Raw genomic sequence first — 22,604 nt, forward strand, 5'->3', positions numbered from 1 at the left:
CCCACCGTTTTTTTGCCTCATTCCAGGAAGTGACCATGAGCTTTATCACCGAAATCAAAACCTTCGCAGCACTGGGCAGCGGCGTCATCGGCAGCGGCTGGGTCGCCCGCGCCCTCGCCCACGGCCTCGACGTGGTGGCCTGGGACCCGGCGCCGGGTGCCGAAGCGGCGCTGCGCAAACGCGTGGCCAACGCCTGGGGCGCGCTGGAGAAAAACGGTCTGGCGCCGGGCGCGTCGCAGGATCGCCTGCGCTTTGTCGCGACCATTGAAGAATGCGTGCGCGATGCGGACTTCATCCAGGAAAGCGCCCCGGAACGCCTCGAACTGAAACTGGATCTGCACAGCAAAATCAGTGCGGCAGCCAAGCCGAATGCGCTGATCGGGTCCAGCACCTCGGGTCTGTTGCCAAGCGAGTTCTACGAGAGTTCGACCCACCCGGAACGCTGCGTGGTCGGTCACCCGTTCAACCCGGTTTACCTGCTGCCGCTGGTGGAAGTCGTCGGTGGCAAAAACACCGCGCCGGAAGCCGTGCAGGCCGCGATGAAAGTCTACGAATTCCTCGGCATGCGCCCGCTGCATGTGCGCAAGGAAGTCCCGGGCTTCATTGCCGACCGCCTGCTCGAAGCGCTGTGGCGCGAGGCGCTGCACCTGGTCAACGACGGCGTGGCGACTACCGGTGAAATCGACGATGCGATCCGCTTTGGTGCCGGTCTGCGCTGGTCGTTCATGGGCACGTTCCTGACCTACACCCTGGCCGGTGGCGATGCCGGCATGCGCCACTTCATGTCGCAGTTCGGCCCGGCGTTGCAGTTGCCGTGGACGTACCTGCCGGCACCGGAACTGACCGACAAGTTGATCGACGATGTGGTGGACGGCACCAGCGATCAACTGGGCCGGCACAGTATTTCGGCGCTGGAGCGCTATCGTGATGATTGCTTGCTGGCGGTGCTTGAGGCGGTGAAGACCACCAAAGAAAAGCATGGAATGAGTTTCAGCGAGTGATGTGTCTGGCTTGAGACCGCTGCCCTCACCCTAACCCTCTCCGGAGGGGAGAAGGGACTGACCGCGGTGAATGTACGAGCTACGCCGACCTGAAAATCCCAAGTCGAACTCAGCTCTCGAAAAGCTTGAAGATCGGCTCCCTTTCCCCCTCTCCCTGAGGGAGAGGGCTGGGGTGAGGGGGTAGCTTTTGATCTTGAACACCAACTTCCAGCGGAACCCAATCATGCCCACCCTCACCACCTACCAAACCCGCATCATCCCCGACTGGGTCGACTACAACGGCCACCTGCGCGACGCCTTCTATCTGCTGATTTTCAGCTACGCCACCGACGCTCTGATGGATCGTCTCGGCATGGACAGCAACAACCGCGAAGCCAGCGGTCACTCGCTGTTCACCCTCGAACTGCACCTCAATTACCTGCACGAAGTGAAGCTCGACGCCGAAGTCGAAGTGCGCACGCAGATCATCGGCCACGACCAGAAACGCCTGCACCTCTATCACAGCCTGCACCTTGCCGGCGGTGACAAGGAGCTGGCCGGCAACGAACAGATGCTGCTGCACGTCGACCTCGCCGGGCCGCGTTCCGCGCCGTTTCCCCCGGACACCCTGAGCCGTCTGCAAGCCATCGTCGCCGAGCAGGCCGACCTGCCCGCCCCGGCTTACATCGGCCGGATCATCGCCCTGCCCCCAGCCCGGTAAACTCATCCATCGCAAGGAGCCACCATGCAAACCGCCGCCGCAGTTGCCGATTTTCGTACTTATCCGTTGATCAGCGCGCTGAACGGCGTGCAGAACCTGGCGGATCGCGTCCTGATCGAATGGGCTGACGGGCGCGTCAGCCCGTTCCACTACGTGTGGCTGCGGGACAACTGTCCGTGTCCGCACTGCGTCTACAGCGTCACCCGCGAGCAGGTGTTCGAGATCGTCGATGCGGCGCAAGATCTGTCGCCCTCCGCCGCGCACATCGACACCGATGGCTGCCTGCGCATCGACTGGCAGGACGGCCACCTCAGCCGCTTCGATGCCGGCTGGCTGCGGGCCCACGCCTACGATGATGAATCGCGCACCGAACGCCTCGCCTCCAAGCCGAAACCCTTCCTGTGGCGCAGCGATTTGCAGTTGCCGGTGTTCGACTACTCAGCCCTGATGAACGACAACGCCGCGTTGCTGCAATGGTTGCTGGCAGTACGCGATATCGGCTTGACCCAGGTGCGTGGCGTACCCACCGAACCCGGCTCGCTGAAGCTGATCGCCCAGCGCATTTCGTTCATCCGCGAGAGCAACTTCGGCGTGCTGTTCAACGTGCAATCCAAGGCCGATGCCGACAGCAATGCCTACACCGCTTTCAACCTGCCATTGCACACGGATCTGCCGACCCGCGAGCTGCAACCGGGGCTGCAATTTCTGCATTGCCTGGTGAACGACGCCGAGGGTGGCGAGAGCATTTTCGTCGACGGTTTTGCGATTGCCGAAGCGTTGCGTCAGGAAGACCCCGCGTCGTTTCAGGCGCTGTGCGAGATCCCGGTGGAGTTTCGCAACAAGGACCGCCACAGCGATTATCGCTGCCTGGCGCCGATCATCGCCCTGGACGCGTTGGGCCGGGTCGCGGAAATCCGCATGGCCAACTTTCTGCGCGGGGCGTTCGACACGTCTGTGGAGCAAATGCCCTTGCTGTATCGCGCTTACCGGCGCTTCATCGCCATGACGCGCGAGCCACGTTTCCGGGTCATGCAACGACTCAATCCGGGCGAGCTGTGGTGCTTCGATAACCGGCGTACCCTGCACGCGCGCAATGCGTTCGACCCGACCACCGGGGCCCGGCATTTTCAGGGCTGCTACATCGACCGAGACGAGTTGCTGTCGCGGATTCTGGTGTTGCAACGCTAGACCGCATCATCGTAATTCGCAGGTAAAAAAAGCCCCGATACAAGCCGTGACAGGATCGGGGCGAGGGTACTGTTGAGGAGCTGCCGTGGCGAGGGTGACCAAACCTTCGTGAAGCGAGCTGAGGCCAGTGTGCCCACTCCCCTTGCCGGCAAGTTAGCCGAAAACGACATGCTCATAGCCAATGTGGACACTGCGACAAATCGCCCTTGCCGTGCCTGGGCAGGCCTACCAGAATCGAGCCACGACCTCCGTTGCCGAAGAAGGATTCGCGTCATGATGTATGCCGATTTGATCGATCAGGAAGACCTGTTGGGCCAGCTCAAGTCGTTGGGATTCGAAGTACCGTCGGGCTCCACTGCCCAGCAGGCCTGCGAGTGCGCGGTGCGGGGTCTGGACGATGTGCGGGCCAACACGCTGCGCACCATGGTCAAGCAGATGTACACCAGCAGCGCGAGCATTCAGCCGACCGTGCGCGAAGCCATCGACAAGCAGTTGCTGCCGGCCCTGGCGCAGTATCAGCAAACCCGCGCCTGACATCTGACCGAAAAAAAAGATCGCAGCCTGCGACAGTGCCCTTCCTGAAGGCGCTGTCGCAGGCTGCGATCTTTCGTTTTAGAGGCGCACGCTGGCGAAGGTCGACTCGTTGCGTGCCTGGCTCAACGCCGACATCGGCCCGGACAACGGCGACATCACGATGGCCTGCGGCAGCGGCATCATCGCCACCTGCTGGGTGGTGTTGGAGCCGACGCGCTCGTCACGCGGCGGAATGCCGAAGTATTCGCGGTAGCACTTGGAGAAGTGCGGTGTCGACACGAACCCGCAGACCGACGCCACTTCGATGATCGACATCGGCGTCTGCTTCAGCAGTTGCCGCGCGCGGATCAGGCGCAGCTTGAGGTAGTAGCGCGACGGCGAGCAATGCAGGTATTTCTGGAACAGGCGCTCGAGCTGACGACGGGACACGGCGACGTACACCGCCAGTTCGTCGAGGTCGATCGGCTCTTCCAGGTTGGCTTCCATCAGCGCGACGATTTCCTGCAGTTTCGGCTGGTTGGTGCCGAGCATGTGCTTGAGCGGCACACGCTGGTGATCCTGCTCGTTGCGGATACGTTCGTAGACGAACATTTCCGAGATCGCGGCGGACAGTTCACGGCCGTGATCGCGGCTGATCAGGTGCAGCATCATGTCCAGCGGCGCGGTGCCGCCGGAGCTGGTGAAACGGTTACGGTCGAGGGTAAACAGGCGGGTGCTCATCGCAACACGCGGGAAAGCTTCCTGCATCGCCGCCAGACATTCCCAGTGCACGCTGCAATCGAAGCCGTCGAGCAGGCCGGCGCAGGCCAGGGCCCAGCTGCCGGTGCACACGGCGCCGAGGCGACGGGACTGACGCGCCTGGCTTTGCAGCCACGAGACGTGTTCACGGGTAACGGTGCGCTGAATGCCGATCCCGCCGCACACGATAACGGTGTCGAGGGCCGGGGCTTTGTGCATGGAGGCGTCGGGGGTGATCTGCAGACCGTCACTGGCCCAGACCTGGCCGCCATCGACAGTGAGGGTGGTCCAGCGATACAGCTCGCGACCGGACAACTGGTTGGCCATGCGCAGGGGTTCGACTGCGGATGCCAGGGAAATCAGCGTGAAATTGTCCAGCAGCAGAAAGCCGATGGATTGAGGCGCACGGTTCTGGGGTTGAGCCCCGGAGTTGAACGACGTCATCGCGGTATCTCCTCACACAAAGCGGGTGATGGCCTCAGGCGGAGGCTCTTGTTATTGCCATCGTTCTCTTGCGTGAGACGGGCTTTGTTATGACAGAGCAATTGCCATGCCTAAAATTGAATGGCTGTTCAATAACTCCTGAAAACGACGTCGCGACGCGTCTATACAAGCGCTCCGACGGAGGGTAATTCGAAGTGCCATCAGCGGCCGCGAAAGCCCTGCCCCGGAGCGTGTGAGCAAATCGGTAGCACTTGTGGGAACTGGCCTGCGCGCGATTGTCCTACAGTGTCACCGCAGGCACGGGTGACGGACGGTAGCGCCTGCAAATCAGGCGCTGGAGGTGGGAAAGACTCTTATCTGATAGCGACGCGCCAAAAGGTGGCGCGTTTTATTGCCAATGCTCACTTGGTGCGCAGTTTTGACTGGTCCGAGGTTATCGAAGGAATCAGCATTCAACCGCGCTGACCGCCAACCCGCCCCGCGATGTCTCTTTATATTTGTCATGCATGTCGGCGCCGGTATCGCGCATGGTGCGGATCACCCGGTCCAGCGAAATAAAATGCTGACCGTCCCCACGCAAGGCCATCTGCGCCGCGTTGATCGCCTTCACCGCCGCAATCGCATTGCGCTCGATGCACGGCACTTGCACCAGGCCACCCACCGGATCGCAGGTCAGACCGAGGTTGTGTTCCAGGCCGATTTCCGCCGCGTTGCACAACTGCTCAGGGCTCGCACCGAGGATTTCCGCCAGCCCTGCCGCCGCCATTGCGCAGGCCGAACCGACTTCACCCTGACAGCCGACTTCAGCGCCGGAAATCGAAGCGTTCTTCTTGCACAGAATCCCCACCGCCGCCGCCCCGAGGAAGTAATCGACCACGTTGGCGTCGGTCACTGCCTCGCTGAATTTCATGAAGTAATGCAGCACCGCCGGAATGATCCCCGCCGCGCCATTGGTGGGCGCCGTTACCATGCGTCCGCCAGCAGCGTTTTCCTCGTTCACCGCGAGGGCGAACAGGTTGACCCACTCCATCGCGCTGAGGGTCGAGCCGATCACATTGGGCTTGTTCAATTCCTGAAGACTGCGGTGCAACTTCGCCGCGCGGCGGCGCACGTTGAGGCCGCCGGGCAGGATGCCTTCGTGCTTGAGGCCCTGCTCGACGCAATCCTGCATCGCCCGCCAGAGTTTCATCAGGCCGGCGCGGATTTCTTCTTCGCTGCGCCAGACCTTCTCGTTGGCCATCATCAGTTCGGCCACGCGCAGGTTGTGGGTCTTGCACAGTTCCAGCAGTTCCACCGCGCTGGAAAAGTCGTAAGGCAACTCGGTGCGATCCAGATCCACCACACCGCTGGAGGCCTGCGCCTCGTCCACCACAAAACCGCCGCCGACCGAATAGTAGGTGTCGCGATGCAGCTCGCCGTGATCGCCTTCGGCAACCAGGGTCATGGCGTTGGGGTGGAACGGCAGGTTCTCGTCGATCAGGCGCATGTCGCGGCCCCATATAAAGGGCACCGACAAACGACCGTCGAGCAACAGCGTGTGGGTTTCACGCAGAGCCTGGATCCGCGGGCCGATCTGCGACGGGTCGATCGCGTCCGGCCACTCGCCCATCAGGCCCATGATGACCGCGTTGTCGCTGCCGTGACCGACACCGGTGGCCGACAGCGAACCGAACAGCTGCACCTCGATACGGCGCACCTGCTCCAGTAGATGTTTGTCGCGCAACGACTCGACGAACAGGGCGGCGGCGCGCATGGGCCCGACGGTGTGGGAACTGGAAGGGCCAATGCCGATTTTGAACAGGTCGAAAACGCTGATAGCCATTGCTGCAGAGCTCCTGAGAGTGCCGGTCCGGGGCGTGAAGCGCCCGCTGGCGGAGCTGCTACGCTCAAGCTGCGATCCGCCGGAATGCCCGCATCATCGGGCTTTTCCCGGGTCGTTCGGCGTCTGACACCGACGTACTCATGCCCACTAACGCCGTGCCGGTTTCAGCCCGTGTTTTCGCCGTTTTTATGCGGTTCAGATGGCCAGACAGGGCAGAAAAAAGCTGTAAACGACGTCACTGACACTGGATGCGACCATCCCTGTACTGGATACGACGCACCCTGTAGGCGTCAGATTTTCACTGGTACATGATCGTATCGACTCGATTGCAAGGCGCTGCGGTAGAGCTGTCTCCAGAACGCCATCCAACCGCAACCCATAAGTGCGGTGGTCCAATCGGAACACTGCCAAAAAAAACACCAAGGAGTCCATTCATGAAAGGTTCCCCGTCGTTGTTGTTGGCCGCCATGCTGAGTCTGCCGTTACTGGCTCAAGCCGCAGAACCGGCGCAGTGCAGTACCGTGAACTTCTCCGATGTCGGCTGGACCGACATCACCGCAACAACCGCCACCACCTCCGTCGTGCTTCAGGCCCTCGGCTACAAGACCAAGACCACCATGATCTCTGTACCCGTGACCTACAAGTCGCTGGCCGACGGCAAGAACATGGACGTGTTCCTCGGCAACTGGATGCCGACCATGGAAAACGACATCAAGGCCTACCGCGATGCCGGCACCGTGGAAACCGTGCGCACCAACCTCAAGGGCGCCAAGTACACCCTCGCCGTTCCACAAGCCTTGTATGACAAGGGTCTGCACGACTTCGCCGACATCGCCAAATTCAAGAAAGAACTCGACGGCAAGATCTACGGGATCGAGCCGGGCAACGACGGCAACCGTCTGATCCAGAGCATGATCGACAAGAACGCCTTCGGCCTGAAAGACGCCGGCTTCAAGGTCGTCGAATCCAGCGAGGCGGGCATGCTGTCGCAGGTCGACCGCGCGCAGAAACGCGACACCGCCGTGGTGTTCCTCGGCTGGGCGCCGCACCCGATGAACAAGCGCTTCAAGATTCAGTACCTGACCGGCGGCGATGACTTCTTCGGCCCGGATTTCGGCGCTGCCACCGTGGCGACCAACACCCGCAAGGGCTACGCCGAGGAATGCAGCAACGTTGGCCAGCTGCTGAAAAACCTGGAGTTCACCGTCGACATGGAAAGCGAACTGATGGGCAACATCCTGGACGACAAGATGAAGCCTGACGCGGCCGCCAAGGCCTGGCTGAAAAAGAATCCACAGGTGCTCGATACCTGGCTCGCTGGCGTGACCACCATTGACGGTAAACCTGGCCTGGAGGCCGTGAAAGCCAAGATTGCCCAGTAATCGCTTATGCCGGGCGGGCTAGTCCCGTCCGGGCTGTTTATTTCCTTGCATGCGGACGTTCACTACCATGCTGATTGATCAGAAAATCCCTTTAGGCCAGTACATCGCGGGCTTCGTTGAATGGTTGACGCAACACGGCGCCAACACCTTCGACGCAATCGCCGTGACACTGGAAACGATGATCCACGGCGTGACGTTTGCGCTGACCTGGTTCAACCCGCTGGTGCTGATCGGCCTCATCGCCCTGCTAGCCCACTTCATTCAACGCAAATGGGGCCTGACCGCGTTCGTGGTAGCCTCCTTTCTGCTGATCCTCAACCTGGGGTACTGGCAGGAAACCATGGAAACCCTCGCCCAGGTCATGTTCGCGACCCTGGTCTGCGTGGTCATTGGCGTGCCGCTGGGCATCGTCGCCGCGCACAAACCGATGTTCTACACTTTGATGAGGCCGGTACTCGATCTGATGCAGACCGTACCGACCTTCGTTTACCTCATTCCTACCCTGACCCTCTTCGGGCTGGGTGTGGTGCCGGGCCTGATCTCGACGGTGGTGTTCGCCATCGCCGCGCCGATCCGCCTGACCTACCTGGGCATCCGCGATGTCCCGCAAGAACTGATGGACGCCGGCAAGGCCTTCGGCTGCTCGCGTCGCCAACTGCTTTCACGGATCGAACTGCCTCACGCCATGCCGAGCATCGCGGCCGGCATCACCCAGTGCATCATGCTGTCGCTGTCGATGGTGGTGATCGCGGCACTGGTGGGCGCCGACGGACTCGGCAAACCGGTGGTCAACGCACTGAACACTGCTGATATCGCCCTGGGCTTCGAAGCGGGCCTGGCGATCGTACTGCTGGCGATCATGCTCGACCGTATCTGCAAACAACCCGACGCCAAAGTAGGGGGTGACGCATGAGCATAATTCGCTTCGATAACGTTGACGTGATCTTCACCAGGGATCCGCGCGAAGCACTGAAACTTCTCGATCAAGGCCTGACCCGCAGTGAGATCCTGAAAAAGACCGGGCAGATCGTTGGCGTTGAAAAGGCCAGCCTGGACATCAACAAAGGCGAAATCTGCGTGCTGATGGGCCTGTCCGGCTCCGGCAAGTCGAGCCTGCTGCGCTGCATCAACGGCCTCAACACCGTGAGCCGCGGCAAGCTGTTCGTCGAACACGAAGGCAAGCAGATCGACATCGCCTCCTGCACCCCGGCCGAGCTGAAAATGATGCGCACCAAACGCATCGCCATGGTGTTCCAGAAGTTCGCTCTGATGCCGTGGCTGACGGTGCGCGAGAACATCAGTTTCGGTCTGGAAATGCAGGGTCGCCCGGAGAAGGAACGGCGCAAGCTGGTCGATGAAAAACTCGAACTGGTGGGCCTGACCCAATGGCGCAACAAGAAGCCCGACGAGCTGTCCGGCGGCATGCAGCAGCGTGTCGGCCTGGCCCGCGCGCTGGCGATGGACGCCGACATTCTGCTGATGGACGAACCGTTCTCGGCCCTCGACCCGCTGATCCGTCAGGGTCTGCAGGATGAACTGCTGGAACTGCAACGCAAGCTGAGCAAGACCATCGTATTCGTGAGCCACGACCTCGACGAGGCGCTGAAACTCGGCAGCCGCATCGCGATCATGAAAGACGGCCGGATCATCCAGTACAGCGTGCCGGAAGAGATCGTGCTCAACCCGGCGGACGATTACGTGCGCACCTTCGTCGCCCACACCAACCCGCTGAACGTGCTGTGCGGTCGCAGCCTGATGCGCACCCTCGACAACTGCAAACGCATCAACGGTTCAGTGTGCCTGGATCCGGGTGGCGATTCGTGGCTGGACCTGGCCGAAGGCAACACCATCAAGGGTGCGCGGCAGAACGGTTCGGTGCTGAACCTGCAGAACTGGGCACCGGGGCAAGCCGTGGAAGGGCTGGAGCGCAAACCGACGCTGGTGGACTCGAACATCGGCATGCGCGACGCCTTGCAGATCCGTTACCAGACCGGCAACAAACTGGTGCTGCACGACAACAACCATGTGGTGGGGATCCTCGGGGACAGCGAGCTGTATCACGCACTGCTCGGCAAGAACCTGGGGTAAGGCGGGATGAAAAAAAGGGATCGCGGTGAGCGATCCCTTTTTTATTGGGTCAGGGAAAGTCCCCTCACCCTAACCCTCTCCCAGAGGGAGAGGGAACTGATTGGGGGATGCTGCAGATATACGTCGACCTGATCTTGCTTCACCGAATCCATAATCGACTCGATTTTTCAGGTCGATGTACAACGCAAGACACCTCGGTCGGCTCCCTCTCCCCCCGGGAGAGGGCGGGGGTGAGGGAGCTTTTGACTTTAGCTATACACCCGGCCAAGGAGCTGCCGATGGCTTTCAAACTGATCGAGCACATCGCGTGTGATCTGATCCTGTGTGAAGCCCATCAGGTCGTAGTCCTGGCTGCCGTTGTGCAGGTACACCTCGGCGCGGTAGAAACGCTGGCGCGCTTCATCGGACTGGACCGACTCGCTCGGGGTCGCCAGGTAGCCGTCCAGGCTCACTTCGTAGACAAAAGGGTTGCCCTCTTCCATCTCGACCCGCACGCCCATGCAGCGCTTGGATTTGCCCAGCAGCGTCTGCACTTCCAGACCCTGTGCACGCATCTGCGCAGCGGCATCTTCCAGCGCCGGGCTGACGTGTTTGTCCATGAAGCGCTGAACCACCGACTGGCTCGGTTGCAGATCCAGCTGGGTCAGGCGCTCGCTGAAACCACGACGACCGCGTTCAGCCAGTTGCGCCTGCTCCTGTTCGATCTGCATGTCCTGGCGCATCGCCTTGTGCAGGCCGAACATGAAGCACACCAGGACCACCGAGAACGGCAGACCGGCCAGCACCACCATTGTCTGCATGGCTTCGAAGTTACCGGCGAACAGCAGGCCGATGGTCACCAGCGTGATCACGACCGACCAGAAGATCCGCAGCCAGTGCGGGGCGTCTTCGTCGACGTTGCCGCCCTTGCAGGACAGGTTCGCCATCATCACCGCGCCGGAGTCGGCCGGGGTCAGGAACAGCACGAAACCAACAAAGATCGACACGCCGATGACGACTTTCGACGCCGGGTAGTGTTCAAGCAACTGATAGATCGCCATCGACGGCTGTTCCAGCGCCGTCTTGCCGAGTTCCACCGCACCCTGGTTCATCACCAGATCCAGCGCCGAGTTACCGAAGATCGACAGCCACGCCAGGGTGAAACCCAGCGGAATCAGCAGCACACCAGCCACCAGCTCACGCACGGTACGACCACGGGAAATACGCGCGATGAACATGCCGACGAATGGGGCCCAGGAAATCCACCACGCCCAGTAGAACAGAGTCCACAGGCCCAGCCAGCGGTCGGATTTCTCGCTGTCGCCTTCATAGACGTACAGGTCGAAAGTCTTCAGCAACACGCCGTTGAGGTAGTCGCCGATGTTCTGCACGAAGCCGTTGAGCAAGTGCAGGGTCGGGCCGAACAGCAGGACGAAAATCAGCAGGCCACTGAACAGGATGATGTTCAGGTTGGACAGACGACGGATGCCGTTTTCCACACCGGACACGGCAGCGATGGTCGCCACGGTGCTCATCACGATGATCACGATCAGCAGGTTGGTGTTGCTGTGTTCCATGCCGAACAGGTTTTCCAGGCCCGAGGACACTTGCAGCGAGCCGATCCCCAGGTTGGTCACCAGACCCAGCAGGGTCACGAACATGCCGAAACCGTCCACCGCATGACCGGCAGCGCCTTTGACCCAACGCTCGCCCACCAGCGGGTACAGCGCCGAACGCAGGGCCAGCGGCTGGTTATGACGATAAGCGAAATAAGCCACGGCCAGACCGACCAGCGCATAGATCGCCCAGCCGTGCAGGCCCCAGTGCAGGAAAGTCAGCTGAACGGCCTGACGTGCCGCCATGTTGGTCGCGGACGCACCTTCCGGCGGATTGAAGTAGTGATCCAGCGGCTCGGAGGCGCCGAAGTACAGCAGCGAAATACCGATACCCGACGAGAACAGCATCCCCGCCCAGGCACCGTAGCTGAAATCCGGGGTGTCGTCTTTGCTACCCAGTTTGAGTTTGCCGTAGGAGGAAAACGCCAGGCCGACCACGAAAACCAGGTAAGCGGCGATCACCACCATGTAGTACCAGCCGAAGCTGCGGGACAACCAGGCCTGAGCCACTCCCAGCATTCTGCCGGCCTCTTGCGGGGCGATGATCAGAATGGCGGTCAACAACAGAATCAGCGCGGTAGAGGTGTAGAACACCCAACCGTTGACCGTCACCTTCTCGGGCGGGGTCTTTATAAGCGAGGCAGAACTCATGGCACAAATGCTCCAGGCAGTGCGAGAGAAGAACACAAGGCAACACGGAACCCGACCAATCGGTTAGTTGGCAGCCGACCGGCGGGTGATATAAAGACACCCCGAAAAAAGCCCGAACCTGCAGAGATGGCATCGCGAATCGCCGTCGTGGCCGAGGCATGGACGTTCATCCGAAACCTGGCCTTGAGCGTCTTGCCCATTCAACACGTCCATCGAACGTCGAACCGCGCCTTGCCCCGCGCAGGTTTCGAGCCTTTTCGGATGTCGGTCTTATCGCCACTTACACGTAGGAAAAATCTGTAGGCAGCGACGATTTGTCGCAGATCTTATTCTTTGTTGATTGAACGTTCAATCAAAACAAAATAGACTGGCCCTCAATCCGATAGGCGTCATTCGCCCGTCGGAAGGCCTAAGGAGATGTGCAAGATGCCCAAGGTCGGTATGCAACCCATCCGCCGCCAACAACTGATCGAAGCCACTTTGCAGGCGGTTGATCAGGTCGGAATGGGGGACGCCAGCATTGCGCTGATCGCCCGTTTGGCCGGTGTCTCGAATGGCATCATCAGTCACTATTTTCAGGACAAGAACGGCCTGATTGCCGCCACGATGCGGTATCTGATGAGCGTCCTCAGCGAGAACGTCACCGCGCGCCGTCAGGCGCTGGCAGACAGCAGCCCCCGGGCGCATCTGCAGGTGATCATCGAAGGCAACTTCGACGCCAGCCAGGTCAATGGCCCGGCAATGAAAACCTGGCTGGCCTTCTGGGCCACCAGCATGCACCAGCCGTCTTTGCACAGGTTGCAGCGGATCAACGATCACCGTCTGTATTCCAACCTGTGCTGCGAGTTCCGCCGTGTGTTGCCGCTCGAAGATGCGCGCCCCGCCGCCCGTGGACTGGCAGCTCTGATCGACGGTTTGTGGTTGCGCGGCGCGCTGTCGGGAGACGCTTTCGACACTGCGCAGGCGCAACAGATCGCTTACGAATACATGGATTTCCAATTGGCCAAGCAGGTGAGCTAGAGCACAGAGAAAACGCTCGGCACCTGAACTGTCACCGACCAGTGATGCCACAGCTATATGGCTCACCCGGTGACCAACGCCAACCACTAATGCACTTGCGAGGACACTATGGCCCGTTTCGAACTGCAAAAACTCTACATCGATGGCGCGTACTCCGACGCCGGCAGCGATGCCACCTTCGAAGCCATCAACCCGGCTAACGGTGAAGTCCTCGCACAAGTGCAACGTGCGACCAAGGAAGACGTCGAGCGTGCTGTGGTCAGCGCCGAAAAGGGCCAGAAAATCTGGGCCGCGATGACCGCCATGGAGCGTTCGCGCATCCTGCGTCGTGCCGTCGACATCCTGCGCGAGCGCAACGATGAACTGGCTGCCCTGGAAACCCTGGACACCGGTAAAGCCTTCTCCGAAACCAAGTACGTCGACATCGTCACTGGCGCCGACGTGCTGGAATACTACGCAGGCCTGGTGCCCGCCATCGAAGGCGAGCAGATCCCGCTGCGTGACACTTCCTTCGTCTACACCCGTCGCGAGCCGCTGGGCGTTGTCGCCGGTATCGGCGCGTGGAACTACCCGATTCAGATCGCTCTGTGGAAATCCGCTCCAGCCCTGGCGGCCGGTAACGCGATGATCTTCAAGCCAAGCGAAGTCACCTCGCTGACCACCCTGAAACTGGCCGAAATCTACACCGAAGCCGGCGTTCCGAACGGCGTGTTCAACGTGCTGACCGGCAGCGGCCGTGAAGTCGGCACCTGGCTGACCGAGCACCCGCGCATCGAGAAGATCTCCTTCACCGGCGGCACCGACACCGGCAAGAAAGTCATGGCCAGCGCTTCGGCTTCGTCGCTCAAAGACGTGACCATGGAACTGGGCGGCAAGTCCCCGCTGATCATCTGCGACGACGCCGACCTGGATCGCGCCGCCGACACCGCCATGATGGCCAACTTCTACAGCTCCGGTCAGGTCTGCACCAACGGCACTCGCGTGTTCGTGCCGAGCCACCTGAAAGCCGCTTTCGAAGCCAAGATCGTCGAGCGCGTTGCGCGCATCCGCGTTGGCAACCCGGAAGACGAAAACACCAACTTCGGCCCGCTGGTCAGCTTCCCGCACATGGAAAGCGTGCTGGGCTACATCGCCAAAGGTAAAGAAGAAGGCGCCCGCGTTCTGTGCGGTGGCGAACGTTTGACCGACGGCGAATTCGCCAAGGGCGCGTTCGTGGCTCCGACCGTGTTCACCGACTGCACCGACGACATGACCATCGTCCGTGAAGAAATCTTCGGCCCGGTAATGGCGATCCTGAGCTACGAAACCGAAGAAGAAGTGATCCGTCGCGCCAACGACACCGACTTCGGCCTGGCCGCCGGTATCGTCACCCGCGACCTGAACCGCGCCCACCGCGTGATTCATCAACTGGAAGCCGGTATCTGCTGGATCAACGCCTGGGGCGAGTCCGACGCAAAAATGCCGGTTGGCGGTTACAAGCAGTCGGGCGTCGGCCGTGAGAACGGCATCAGCTCGCTGAACAACTTCACTCGCATCAAATCGGTACAGGTCGAGCTGGGCGATTACGTCTCGGTGTTCTAAGACCCGCCATCGTGTGCTGCCCGCGAAGCCGCCTTCGCGGGCAAGCCCGCTCCCACAAGGGAAGCGCTGGCTGTCTGACCTGACCAACTTCAAAGAGGGTGCATTCAATGTCCCAAGAATTCGATTACATCATCGTCGGTGCCGGCTCTGCCGGTAACACCCTGGCGACCCGTCTGACTGAAGACGAAGGCGTCACCGTCCTGCTGCTCGAAGCCGGTGGCCCGGACTACCGTCTCGATTTCCGCACGCAGATGCCGGCAGCCCTGGCATTCCCGCTGCAAGGCCGTCGCTACAACTGGGCGTACGAAACCGATCCTGAGCCACACATGGACGGTCGCCGGATGGAATGCGGTCGCGGCAAAGGCCTCGGCGGTTCCTCGCTGATCAACGGCATGTGCTACATCCGCGGCAACGCAATGGACTACGACGGCTGGGCGAAACTGCCAGGCCTGGAAGACTGGTCCTACCTCGATTGCCTGCCGTATTTCCGTAAAGCGGAAACCCGCGACATCGGCCCGAACGACTACCACGGTGGCGACGGACCGGTCAGCGTGACCACGCCGAAAGCGGGCAACAACCCGCTGTTCCACGCCATGGTTGAAGCTGGCGTGCAAGCCGGTTACCCGCGCACCGAAGACCTGAACGGCTACCAGCAGGAAGGCTTCGGCCCGATGGACCGCACCGTGACGCCGAACGGCCGTCGTGCTTCCACCGCCCGTGGTTACCTGGACGTGGCCAAGAAGCGTTCGACCCTGACCATCGTCACCCACGCCCTGACCGACAAGGTTCTGTTCGAAGGCAAGCGTGCCGTTGGCGTGCGTTACCTGGTCGGCGCCGCTGAAGAACGCGTTGAAGCCCGCGCCCGTAAAGAAGTCATCGTCTGCTCCGGCGCGATCGCTTCGCCGCAACTGCTGCAACGCTCCGGCGTCGGCCCGGCAAAACTGCTGGAAAGCCTCGACATCCCGGTCGTTCACGATCTGCCGGGCGTCGGTGAAAACCTGCAGGATCACCTCGAGCTGTACCTGCAATACGCTTGCACCCAACCGGTCTCGCTGTACCCGTCGCTGCTCTGGTACAACCAGCCGGCCATCGGTGCCGAGTGGCTGTTCAACGGCACCGGCATCGGCGCCAGCAACCAGTTCGAAGCCGGCGGTTTCATCCGTACTCGCGAAGAGTTCGAATGGCCGAACATTCAGTACCACTTCCTGCCGGTCGCGATTAACTACAACGGCAGCAACGGTGTGAAAGAGCACGGCTTCCAGGCGCACATGGGTTCCATGCGTTCGCCGAGCCGCGGTCGCATCCAGGTCAAATCCAAGGATCCGCGCCAGCACCCGAGCATCCTGTTCAACTACATGGCCACCGAGCAGGACTGGCAGGAATTCCGCGACGGCATCCGCCTGACCCGTGAAATCATGCAACAGCCTGCACTGGACGCCTTCCGTGGCCGTGAAATCAGCCCGGGCATCGAAGTGCAAACCGATGAGCAGCTGGACAAGTTCATTCGCGAGCACGCCGAAACCGCGTTCCACCCGTCCTGCTCGTGCAAGATGGGCACCGACGAAATGGCAGTAGTGGACGGCGAAGGCCGCGTGCATGGCATGCAGGGTCTGCGTGTGGTCGATGCTTCGATCATGCCGATCATCACCACCGGCAACCTGAACGCGCCGACGATCATGATCGCCGAGAAAATCGCCGACAAGATCCGTGGCCGCCAGCCGTTGCCGCGCAGCAACGCACCGTACTATGTCGCTGGCGATGCGCCGGTGAAAGGCAAGGCACTGCGTGATGTGAGTGCTGTTGCTCAGTAATTCAGCTACACCGCATCAAGGCTAATCGCTGGCAAGCTCGCTCCCACATTTGGAATGCATTTCAACTGTGGGAGCGAGCTTGCTCGCGATGGGCCCTACTGATCACCACCTATCTCTCTGCTTCCTACAGTAAATCCCCCTACACCCCCTCTTCACTTGATCCTACCCCCTCGCAGGCCTACTCTAGTCCTCGCCCAATCGTTTCACCCCCTCCCCGCCGAATCCGCTTCGCCGTTTCTCCCATGACAAGGAGGTTTCCCTGATGTTCGATTTCCACCCCCAGCTCAAGCAGCGCTTCGCTGCCTTGCGCACGGGCGCCGAGTTTTTTTCCTTGCGGTATGTGCGCGAGTCCGGCCAGTACCTGTCGGTGCGCAAGAATGTCGCCGAGCCGCCGAGCCTGAGCCGCGACGAAGGCGCGATGCTCACCGTCCGGGTCAACGGCGTCGAAGCCTACGCCGCGACCAATGACCTGTCGCAACAAGGCCTGCAAGCCGCCCTCGAGCGCGCCGAGCAGCAGGCCCGGCGGATCAAGCCCCACGCCCTGCTCGACCTGAGCCAGCAGCCGGTGTCCAGCGACCGCGCCGATTACTTTTCACCCAATCTGGAACAACCCTTTCCGTCCCTGAGCGAATGCTTCGAGCTGCTCGGCGCGGAATCCGCCTCGGTGCCAAAGGATGAGCGCCTGGTGAACTGGGAAGTGAGCATCGGCATCACCCACGTCGAACAGATCTATTTGAGCAGCGCCGGCGCCGAATTGCGCCAAGCCCAGCGCTTCGTCTATCCGGGCCTGGACGTCACCGCCTACGACGGCAACGACAGCCAGACCCGCAGCCTCGGCCGCGAGAACTTCGGCCAGCAGGGCGGCGCCGACGTGATCAGCCGCTGCGGTTTGATCGGTGCTGGCCCGCAAGTCGCCGATCAGGCGCTGCAACTGCTGCTCGCACCGAACACCCCGCAAGGCCCGCGTGATTTGCTGCTGATGCCCGACCAGATGATGTTGCAGATCCACGAGTCCATCGGTCACCCGCTGGAGCTCGACCGGATCCTCGGCGACGAGCGCAATTACGCCGGCACCAGTTTCGTCAAAGCCTCGGATTTCGGCAGCCTGCAATACGGTTCGAAACTGCTCAACGTGACGTTCGATCCGGGCATTCCCGAAGAACTGGCGAGTTACGGTCACGATGACGACGGTTCCAAGGCCAGCAAGCAATTTTTGATTCACGAAGGCCTGCTGGTCCGTCCGTTGGGCGGCGCACTGTCGCAGTTCCGCGCGGGGCTGGACGGCGTCGCCAACAGCCGCGCCTGTGGCTGGAACCGCCCACCGATCGATCGCATGGCCAACCTCAACATCGAGCCGGGCGACCAGCCGCTGGAGCAACTGATCGGCGGCATCGAAAACGGCATTCTGATGAGCACCAACCGCTCATGGTCGATCGACGATGCCCGCAACAAATTCCAGTTCGGCTGCGAATGGGGCCAGTTGATCGAAAACGGCGAACTCAAGGGCGTGGTGAAAAACCCGAACTACCGGGGCATTTCCGCGCACTTCTGGAAGAGTCTGCGCGCCGTCGGCAACGCCGGCACCACTCAGGTGCTGGGCACGCCGAACTGCGGCAAGGGCGAACCGAACCAGGTGATCCGCGTCGGCCACGCTTCACCGGCCTGCGTGTTCAGCAATGTTGATGTGTTTGGGGGAGACGCCTGATGAGTATTTCCAAGAGCCAGTCCGAGGCGTTCAAGCTGCTGGTCAACTGGCTGCACGATGCCGTGCGCGAGCCGGAACAGTTCACCCTGAGTTACGACGCCGAATCGTCGGCCTTCGTCCGTTTCAACCACGCCAAGGTGCGTCAGGCCGGGCAGGTGCAGCAAGCCGGTATCGGTCTGAAACTGATCGACGATGGTCGCCATGCGGACCTGCACATCACCTTGTCCGGTGAGCAGGCCACCGACCTGCAACGCCTCGCCGAAGGCTTGCAGCAACTGCGCAAAACCCTGCCGCTGCTGCCGCAGGATCCGTACCTGTTGCTCAACCACAACGGCTGGCAAAGCAAGAATGTGCAGGAGCATCCGCTGCCGGACACCGAGCAGGTTGTCGCTGAAATCGCCCAGGCGGCCGAAGGACTGGATCTGGTCGGCTTCTACGCTGCCGGCCCGATCAGCCGTGGTTTTGCCAGTTCTTCCGGTGCGTTCGGCTGGCATCAGGCCAACAGCTTCAACTTCGACTTCAGCCTGTTCCACGAGAACGGCGAAGCGGTGAAGGCCAGCTACGCCGGGCATGACTGGAACAGCGAAGACTTCGCCAGACGCATCCAGCAGGCCCGCGAACAACTCGAGTTTCTCGGTCGACCGCTGCGCACCTTGCCGCCCGGCCAATACCGCGCCTATCTGGCGCCCGCAGCCCTGGAAGAAATCATGGGCATGCTGTGCTGGGGCGGTTTCTCGGCGCAGTCGATTGCCAGCAAAAGCAGCCCGCTGCAGAAGCTGTATGCCGGCGATCAGGCATTCAGTCCGCTGGTGTCCCTCGACGAGAAAGTCAGCGACTCGCTGAGTCCGGCGTTCTCCGGCGAAGGTTACCCGCGCAGCGATCTGCGGTTGATCATCGAAGGCAAAGCGGGTGATCAGTTGGTGGGTTCGCGCAGTGCCGCCGAGTACGGTCTGACGGCCAACGGCGCCGGCGGTGGCGAATCGCCGAGCGCGCTGAACATGGGCGCCGGTGATCTGCCGCAGGCCGAGATCCTCAAGCAGTTGGGCACCGGGTTGTACATCAGCAATCTGTGGTACCTGAACTTCTCCGATCAACCGGCGGCGCGACTGACCGGCATGACCCGGTTTGCCACCTTCTGGGTCGAGAATGGCGAGATTCAGGCGCCGGTCAGCACCATGCGTTTCGACGACAGCGCCTACAGCCTGCTGGGTTCGCAGCTGGAAGCGTTGACTGCCGAGCGCGAGTTGCTGCTGTCGGCGAGCACCTACAGCCAGCGCAATACCTCGTCGGCGCTGCTGCCGGGGGCGCTGGTGAGCCGATTGACCCTGACCCTGTAAATCCCGGACCTGATCGTTCCCACGCTCTGCGTGGGAACGATCAATCAACCCACAAGAGGTTCCATGCCCAACCGCCCGCCTCTCGATGCCGTCACCGCCCGCTGGTTGCCGTGGGTCGTTGCCATCGCTTTCTTCATGCAGTCCCTCGACGGGACCATCCTCAACACCGCCCTGCCGGCCATGGCCAGGGATCTGGCCGAAGACCCGCTGCGCATGCAGGGCGTGATCATCGCCTACATGCTCACCGTGGCCCTGCTGATTCCCGCCTCAGGCTGGATCGCCGACCGCTTCGGCACCAAGAAAATCTTCTTCGGTGCGATCCTGCTGTTCAGCCTTGGCTCGCTGCTCTGTGCCTTGTCGAGCAGCCTGAGCATGCTGATCGGCGCGCGCGTGATCCAGGGCCTCGGCGGTGCGCTGATGCTGCCGGTCGGGCGTTTGGTGGTGCTGCGCGCCTACCCGCGCTCGGAACTGGTGCGGATCATGGGTTTCATCACCATTCCCGGCCTGCTCGGCCCGCTGATCGGCCCGACCATGGGCGGCTGGATGGTGGAATACCTGACGTGGCACTGGATCTTCCTGATCAACCTGCCGGTCGGCGTCATCGGTTGCTACGCGGTGTGGAAATTCATCCCCGACCTGCGCGGCACCGAGCGCACGCGTTTCGATAGCCTGGGTTTCCTGCTGTTCGGCGCGGCGATGGTGCTGATCACTATCGCCATGGAAGGCCTCGGCGAACTGCACCTGCCGCACCTGCGGGTGATGCTGTTGCTGTTCGGCGGCATGGCATGTCTGGCGGCGTACTGGCTGCGCGCCGGGCACATTGAAAACCCGCTGTTCGCGCCGTCACTGTTCAAGACCCGCACCTTCGCGGTCGGCATTCTCGGCAACCTGTTCGCCCGTCTGGGCAGCGGCGCCCTGCCGTTTCTGGTGCCGCTGCTGCTGCAAGTGGCGCTGGGGTATTCGCCGTCCCAGGCCGGGATGAGCATGCTGCCGCTGGCCGCAGCCGCGATGGTCGCCAAGTGGGGCGCGCGGCCACTGATCGAGCGTCTGGGCTATCGCATCGTGCTGACCGGCAACACCCTGTTTCTAGGGATCATGCTGGCGAGCATGGGCCTGGTCAGCGAGCAGACGCCATACTGGCTGCTGCTGTGCCTGCTGGCGGTTCTCGGGGCGATCAACTCGCTGCAATTCACCGCGATGAACACCGTGACCCTGATCGATCTCGACGACGCCAGCGCCAGCAGCGGCAACAGTTTGCTGTCGGTGGTGGCGCAGTTGTCGCTGAGCCTTGGCGTGGCGTGCGCCGGTGCGCTGCTCGGTGGCTTTACGGCGGAGATCGGCAATGACGGCGTTGAGACCGTGTTGGGCGCGTTTCAGCTCACGTTCGTGACTGTTGGGATCATGGCCATGTTGGCCGCAACCATTTTTTCTCAACTTTCAAAGAATGACGGACGGCGAGTCAGACGTCCGGAAGAGCACATCGAGTCTTAGGGCTATTGGCCACCGGGCTGGTACACTGCGCGACATTTTGTTTTGCAGGCCAGTCCCGTGACCACCATCGCCACCGCTTTTAATACTTTGCCGCTGTCCGCCGCCATGCTGGCTAACCTCGACTCCCTCGGTTATGCCCAGATGACGCCGATCCAGGCGCAGAGCTTGCCGGTGATCCTCAAGGGGATGGACCTGATCGCCCAGGCCAAGACCGGCAGCGGCAAGACCGCCGCCTTCGGCATCGGCCTGCTGAACCCGATCAATCCGCGCTACTTCGGTTGCCAGGCGCTGGTGATTTGCCCGACCCGTGAGCTGGCTGACCAGGTCGCCAAGGAAATCCGTCGTCTGGCCCGTGCCGAAGACAACATCAAGGTCCTGACCCTGTGCGGCGGCGTGTCCTTCGGCCCGCAGATCGGCTCGCTGGAGCACGGCGCGCACATCATCGTCGGCACCCCGGGCCGCATCCAGCAGCACCTGCGCAAGGGTTCGTTGGTCCTCGACGGCCTGAACACGCTGATCCTCGACGAAGCCGATCGCATGCTCGACATGGGTTTCTACGACGCCATCGAAGACATCATCGAGCAGACCCCGGCCCGTCGTCAGACCCTGCTGTTCTCCGCTACTTATCCGGTGGGCATCAAGCAACTGGCGTCGAAGTTCATGCGCGACCCGCAAACGGTCAAGGCCGAAGCGTTCCACGACGACACCCAGATCGAACAGCGCTTCTACGAGATTTCCCCGGAAGAGCGCATGAGCGCGGTGACCAAGGTCCTGCACCACTTCCGTCCGGCCTCCACCGTGGCCTTCTGCTTCACTAAGCAGCAAGTGCAGGAAACCGTCGATCACCTGACGTCCAAAGGCATTTCCGCCGTCGGCCTGCACGGCGATCTGGAGCAGCGTGACCGCGATCAGGTGTTGGCGATGTTCGCCAACCGCAGTACTTCGGTACTGGTTGCCACCGACGTTGCCGCCCGTGGTCTGGACATCGATGCACTGGACATGGTGATCAACGTCGAACTGGCCCGCGACTCGGAAATCCACATTCACCGCGTCGGCCGTACCGGTCGTGCCGGCGAGAAAGGCATCGCGGTCAGCCTCGTTGCGCCGTCCGAAGCGCACCGCGCGCAAGCCATCGAGCAACTGCAGAAAACCCCGCTGAACTGGGATCAGGTGGACAACCTCAAGTCCCAGGGCGGTGCCCCGCTGCAACCGCCGATGAGCACGCTGTGCATCGCTGGCGGGCGCAAGGACAAGGTACGTCCGGGCGACATTCTGGGCGCACTGACCGGTGAAGCCGGCATTCCGGGCGCCCAGGTCGGCAAGATCGCGATCTTCGACTTCCAGTCCTACGTGGCCGTCGAGCGCACCGTGGTCATGCAGGCGCTGCAGCGTTTGAACAACGGCAAGATCAAGGGCCGTTCGCTGCGCGTTCGCGTTTTGTAAGAACGCTTGATCGTTCCCACGCTCTGCGTGGGAATGCATCCTGTGACGCTCCGCGTCACGATTCAAAAGCGGA

The 22,604-nt window shown here is 61.6% G+C and carries 17 protein-coding genes; 14 read left to right on the forward strand and 3 right to left on the reverse strand.

Annotation, left to right across the window (positions count from 1 at the left end; all coding sequences use genetic code 11):
* Nucleotides 1–35: 35 nt before the first annotated feature.
* The 4 genes from EIY71_RS14445 (at nt 36) to EIY71_RS14460 (ending at nt 3,423) form a co-directional block, all read left to right on the forward strand.
* Complete coding sequence (locus EIY71_RS14445; protein WP_134022077.1) at nt 36–1,001, forward strand: L-carnitine dehydrogenase; 966 nt, start codon at nt 36–38, stop codon at nt 999–1,001.
* 223 nt (nt 1,002–1,224) lie between these two features.
* Entirely contained in the window at nt 1,225–1,701 is a 477-nt protein-coding gene (locus EIY71_RS14450) for a thioesterase family protein (RefSeq protein WP_134022079.1), read from the forward strand.
* Between the two features lie 24 nt (nt 1,702–1,725).
* Nucleotides 1,726–2,889, forward strand: coding sequence for a gamma-butyrobetaine dioxygenase (locus EIY71_RS14455; protein WP_134022081.1), 1,164 nt, complete (start codon nt 1,726–1,728; stop codon nt 2,887–2,889).
* Nucleotides 2,890–3,162: 273 nt separating this feature from the next.
* On the forward strand, nt 3,163–3,423 hold the full coding sequence (locus EIY71_RS14460) for a hypothetical protein (protein ID WP_007959758.1): 261 nt from the start codon (nt 3,163–3,165) through the stop codon (nt 3,421–3,423).
* Between the two features lie 78 nt (nt 3,424–3,501).
* On the opposite strand, the gene EIY71_RS14465 is transcribed toward EIY71_RS14460, so the two are convergent.
* Both EIY71_RS14465 and EIY71_RS14470 read right to left on the reverse strand, forming a co-directional pair.
* Nucleotides 3,502–4,605 carry a GlxA family transcriptional regulator gene (locus EIY71_RS14465; protein WP_011336300.1) on the reverse strand — a complete coding sequence of 368 codons (1,104 nt, stop codon included), beginning with the start codon at nt 4,603–4,605 and terminating at the stop codon, nt 3,502–3,504.
* Between the two features lie 445 nt (nt 4,606–5,050).
* A complete protein-coding gene (locus EIY71_RS14470) occupies nt 5,051–6,427 on the reverse strand; it encodes an L-serine ammonia-lyase (protein WP_007959754.1) in 1,377 nt (458 codons plus the stop codon).
* Between the two features lie 434 nt (nt 6,428–6,861).
* Here EIY71_RS14470 and EIY71_RS14475 point away from each other — a divergent pair, with 434 nt between their 5' ends.
* The 3 genes from EIY71_RS14475 to choV all read left to right on the forward strand — a co-directional run bounded on the left by EIY71_RS14475 (nt 6,862) and on the right by choV (nt 9,897).
* Nucleotides 6,862–7,809 carry a choline ABC transporter substrate-binding protein gene (locus EIY71_RS14475; RefSeq protein ID WP_085746647.1) on the forward strand — a complete coding sequence of 316 codons (948 nt, stop codon included), beginning with the start codon at nt 6,862–6,864 and terminating at the stop codon, nt 7,807–7,809.
* 67 nt (nt 7,810–7,876) lie between these two features.
* Nucleotides 7,877–8,722: a choline ABC transporter permease subunit gene (gene choW, locus EIY71_RS14480; RefSeq protein WP_007959749.1), complete on the forward strand. Its 846-nt coding sequence runs from the start codon at nt 7,877–7,879 to the stop codon at nt 8,720–8,722.
* Nucleotides 8,719–9,897, forward strand: a complete 1,179-nt coding sequence (choV, locus tag EIY71_RS14485) for a choline ABC transporter ATP-binding protein (protein ID WP_085746648.1) — start codon at nt 8,719–8,721, stop codon at nt 9,895–9,897. Before choW ends, choV begins: the two co-directional genes overlap by 4 nt.
* Nucleotides 9,898–10,145: 248 nt before the next feature.
* Here the strand turns inward: choV and EIY71_RS14490 are convergent, their stop codons facing one another.
* A complete protein-coding gene (locus EIY71_RS14490) occupies nt 10,146–12,086 on the reverse strand; it encodes a BCCT family transporter (protein WP_236188449.1) in 1,941 nt (646 codons plus the stop codon).
* A gap of 483 nt (nt 12,087–12,569) precedes the next feature.
* Here EIY71_RS14490 and betI point away from each other — a divergent pair, with 483 nt between their 5' ends.
* The 7 genes from betI to dbpA all read left to right on the forward strand — a co-directional run bounded on the left by betI (nt 12,570) and on the right by dbpA (nt 22,531).
* Complete coding sequence (gene betI / locus EIY71_RS14495; protein ID WP_134022085.1) at nt 12,570–13,163, forward strand: transcriptional regulator BetI; 594 nt, start codon at nt 12,570–12,572, stop codon at nt 13,161–13,163.
* Between the two features lie 108 nt (nt 13,164–13,271).
* Entirely contained in the window at nt 13,272–14,744 is a 1,473-nt protein-coding gene (betB, locus tag EIY71_RS14500; RefSeq protein WP_134022086.1) for a betaine-aldehyde dehydrogenase, read from the forward strand.
* Nucleotides 14,745–14,851: 107 nt separating this feature from the next.
* Entirely contained in the window at nt 14,852–16,555 is a 1,704-nt protein-coding gene (gene betA, locus EIY71_RS14505; RefSeq protein WP_085746650.1) for a choline dehydrogenase, read from the forward strand.
* A 262-nt stretch (nt 16,556–16,817) separates the two neighbouring features.
* Entirely contained in the window at nt 16,818–18,260 is a 1,443-nt protein-coding gene (locus EIY71_RS14510) for a TldD/PmbA family protein (RefSeq protein WP_102685745.1), read from the forward strand.
* Nucleotides 18,260–19,597: a TldD/PmbA family protein gene (locus tag EIY71_RS14515; protein WP_134022088.1), complete on the forward strand. Its 1,338-nt coding sequence runs from the start codon at nt 18,260–18,262 to the stop codon at nt 19,595–19,597. Before EIY71_RS14510 ends, EIY71_RS14515 begins: the two co-directional genes overlap by 1 nt.
* Nucleotides 19,598–19,660: 63 nt before the next feature.
* Nucleotides 19,661–21,088 (forward strand): multidrug transporter subunit MdtD, encoded by a 1,428-nt coding sequence (gene mdtD, locus EIY71_RS14520; protein ID WP_102716748.1) that lies wholly within the window; start codon nt 19,661–19,663, stop codon nt 21,086–21,088.
* A 57-nt stretch (nt 21,089–21,145) separates the two neighbouring features.
* Complete coding sequence (gene dbpA, locus EIY71_RS14525; protein ID WP_007959732.1) at nt 21,146–22,531, forward strand: ATP-dependent RNA helicase DbpA; 1,386 nt, start codon at nt 21,146–21,148, stop codon at nt 22,529–22,531.
* Nucleotides 22,532–22,604 lie beyond the last annotated feature (73 nt).

This window comes from Pseudomonas sp. CH235, assembly GCF_004368175.1.
GTDB classification, from domain to species: domain Bacteria; phylum Pseudomonadota; class Gammaproteobacteria; order Pseudomonadales; family Pseudomonadaceae; genus Aquipseudomonas; species Aquipseudomonas paraglycinae.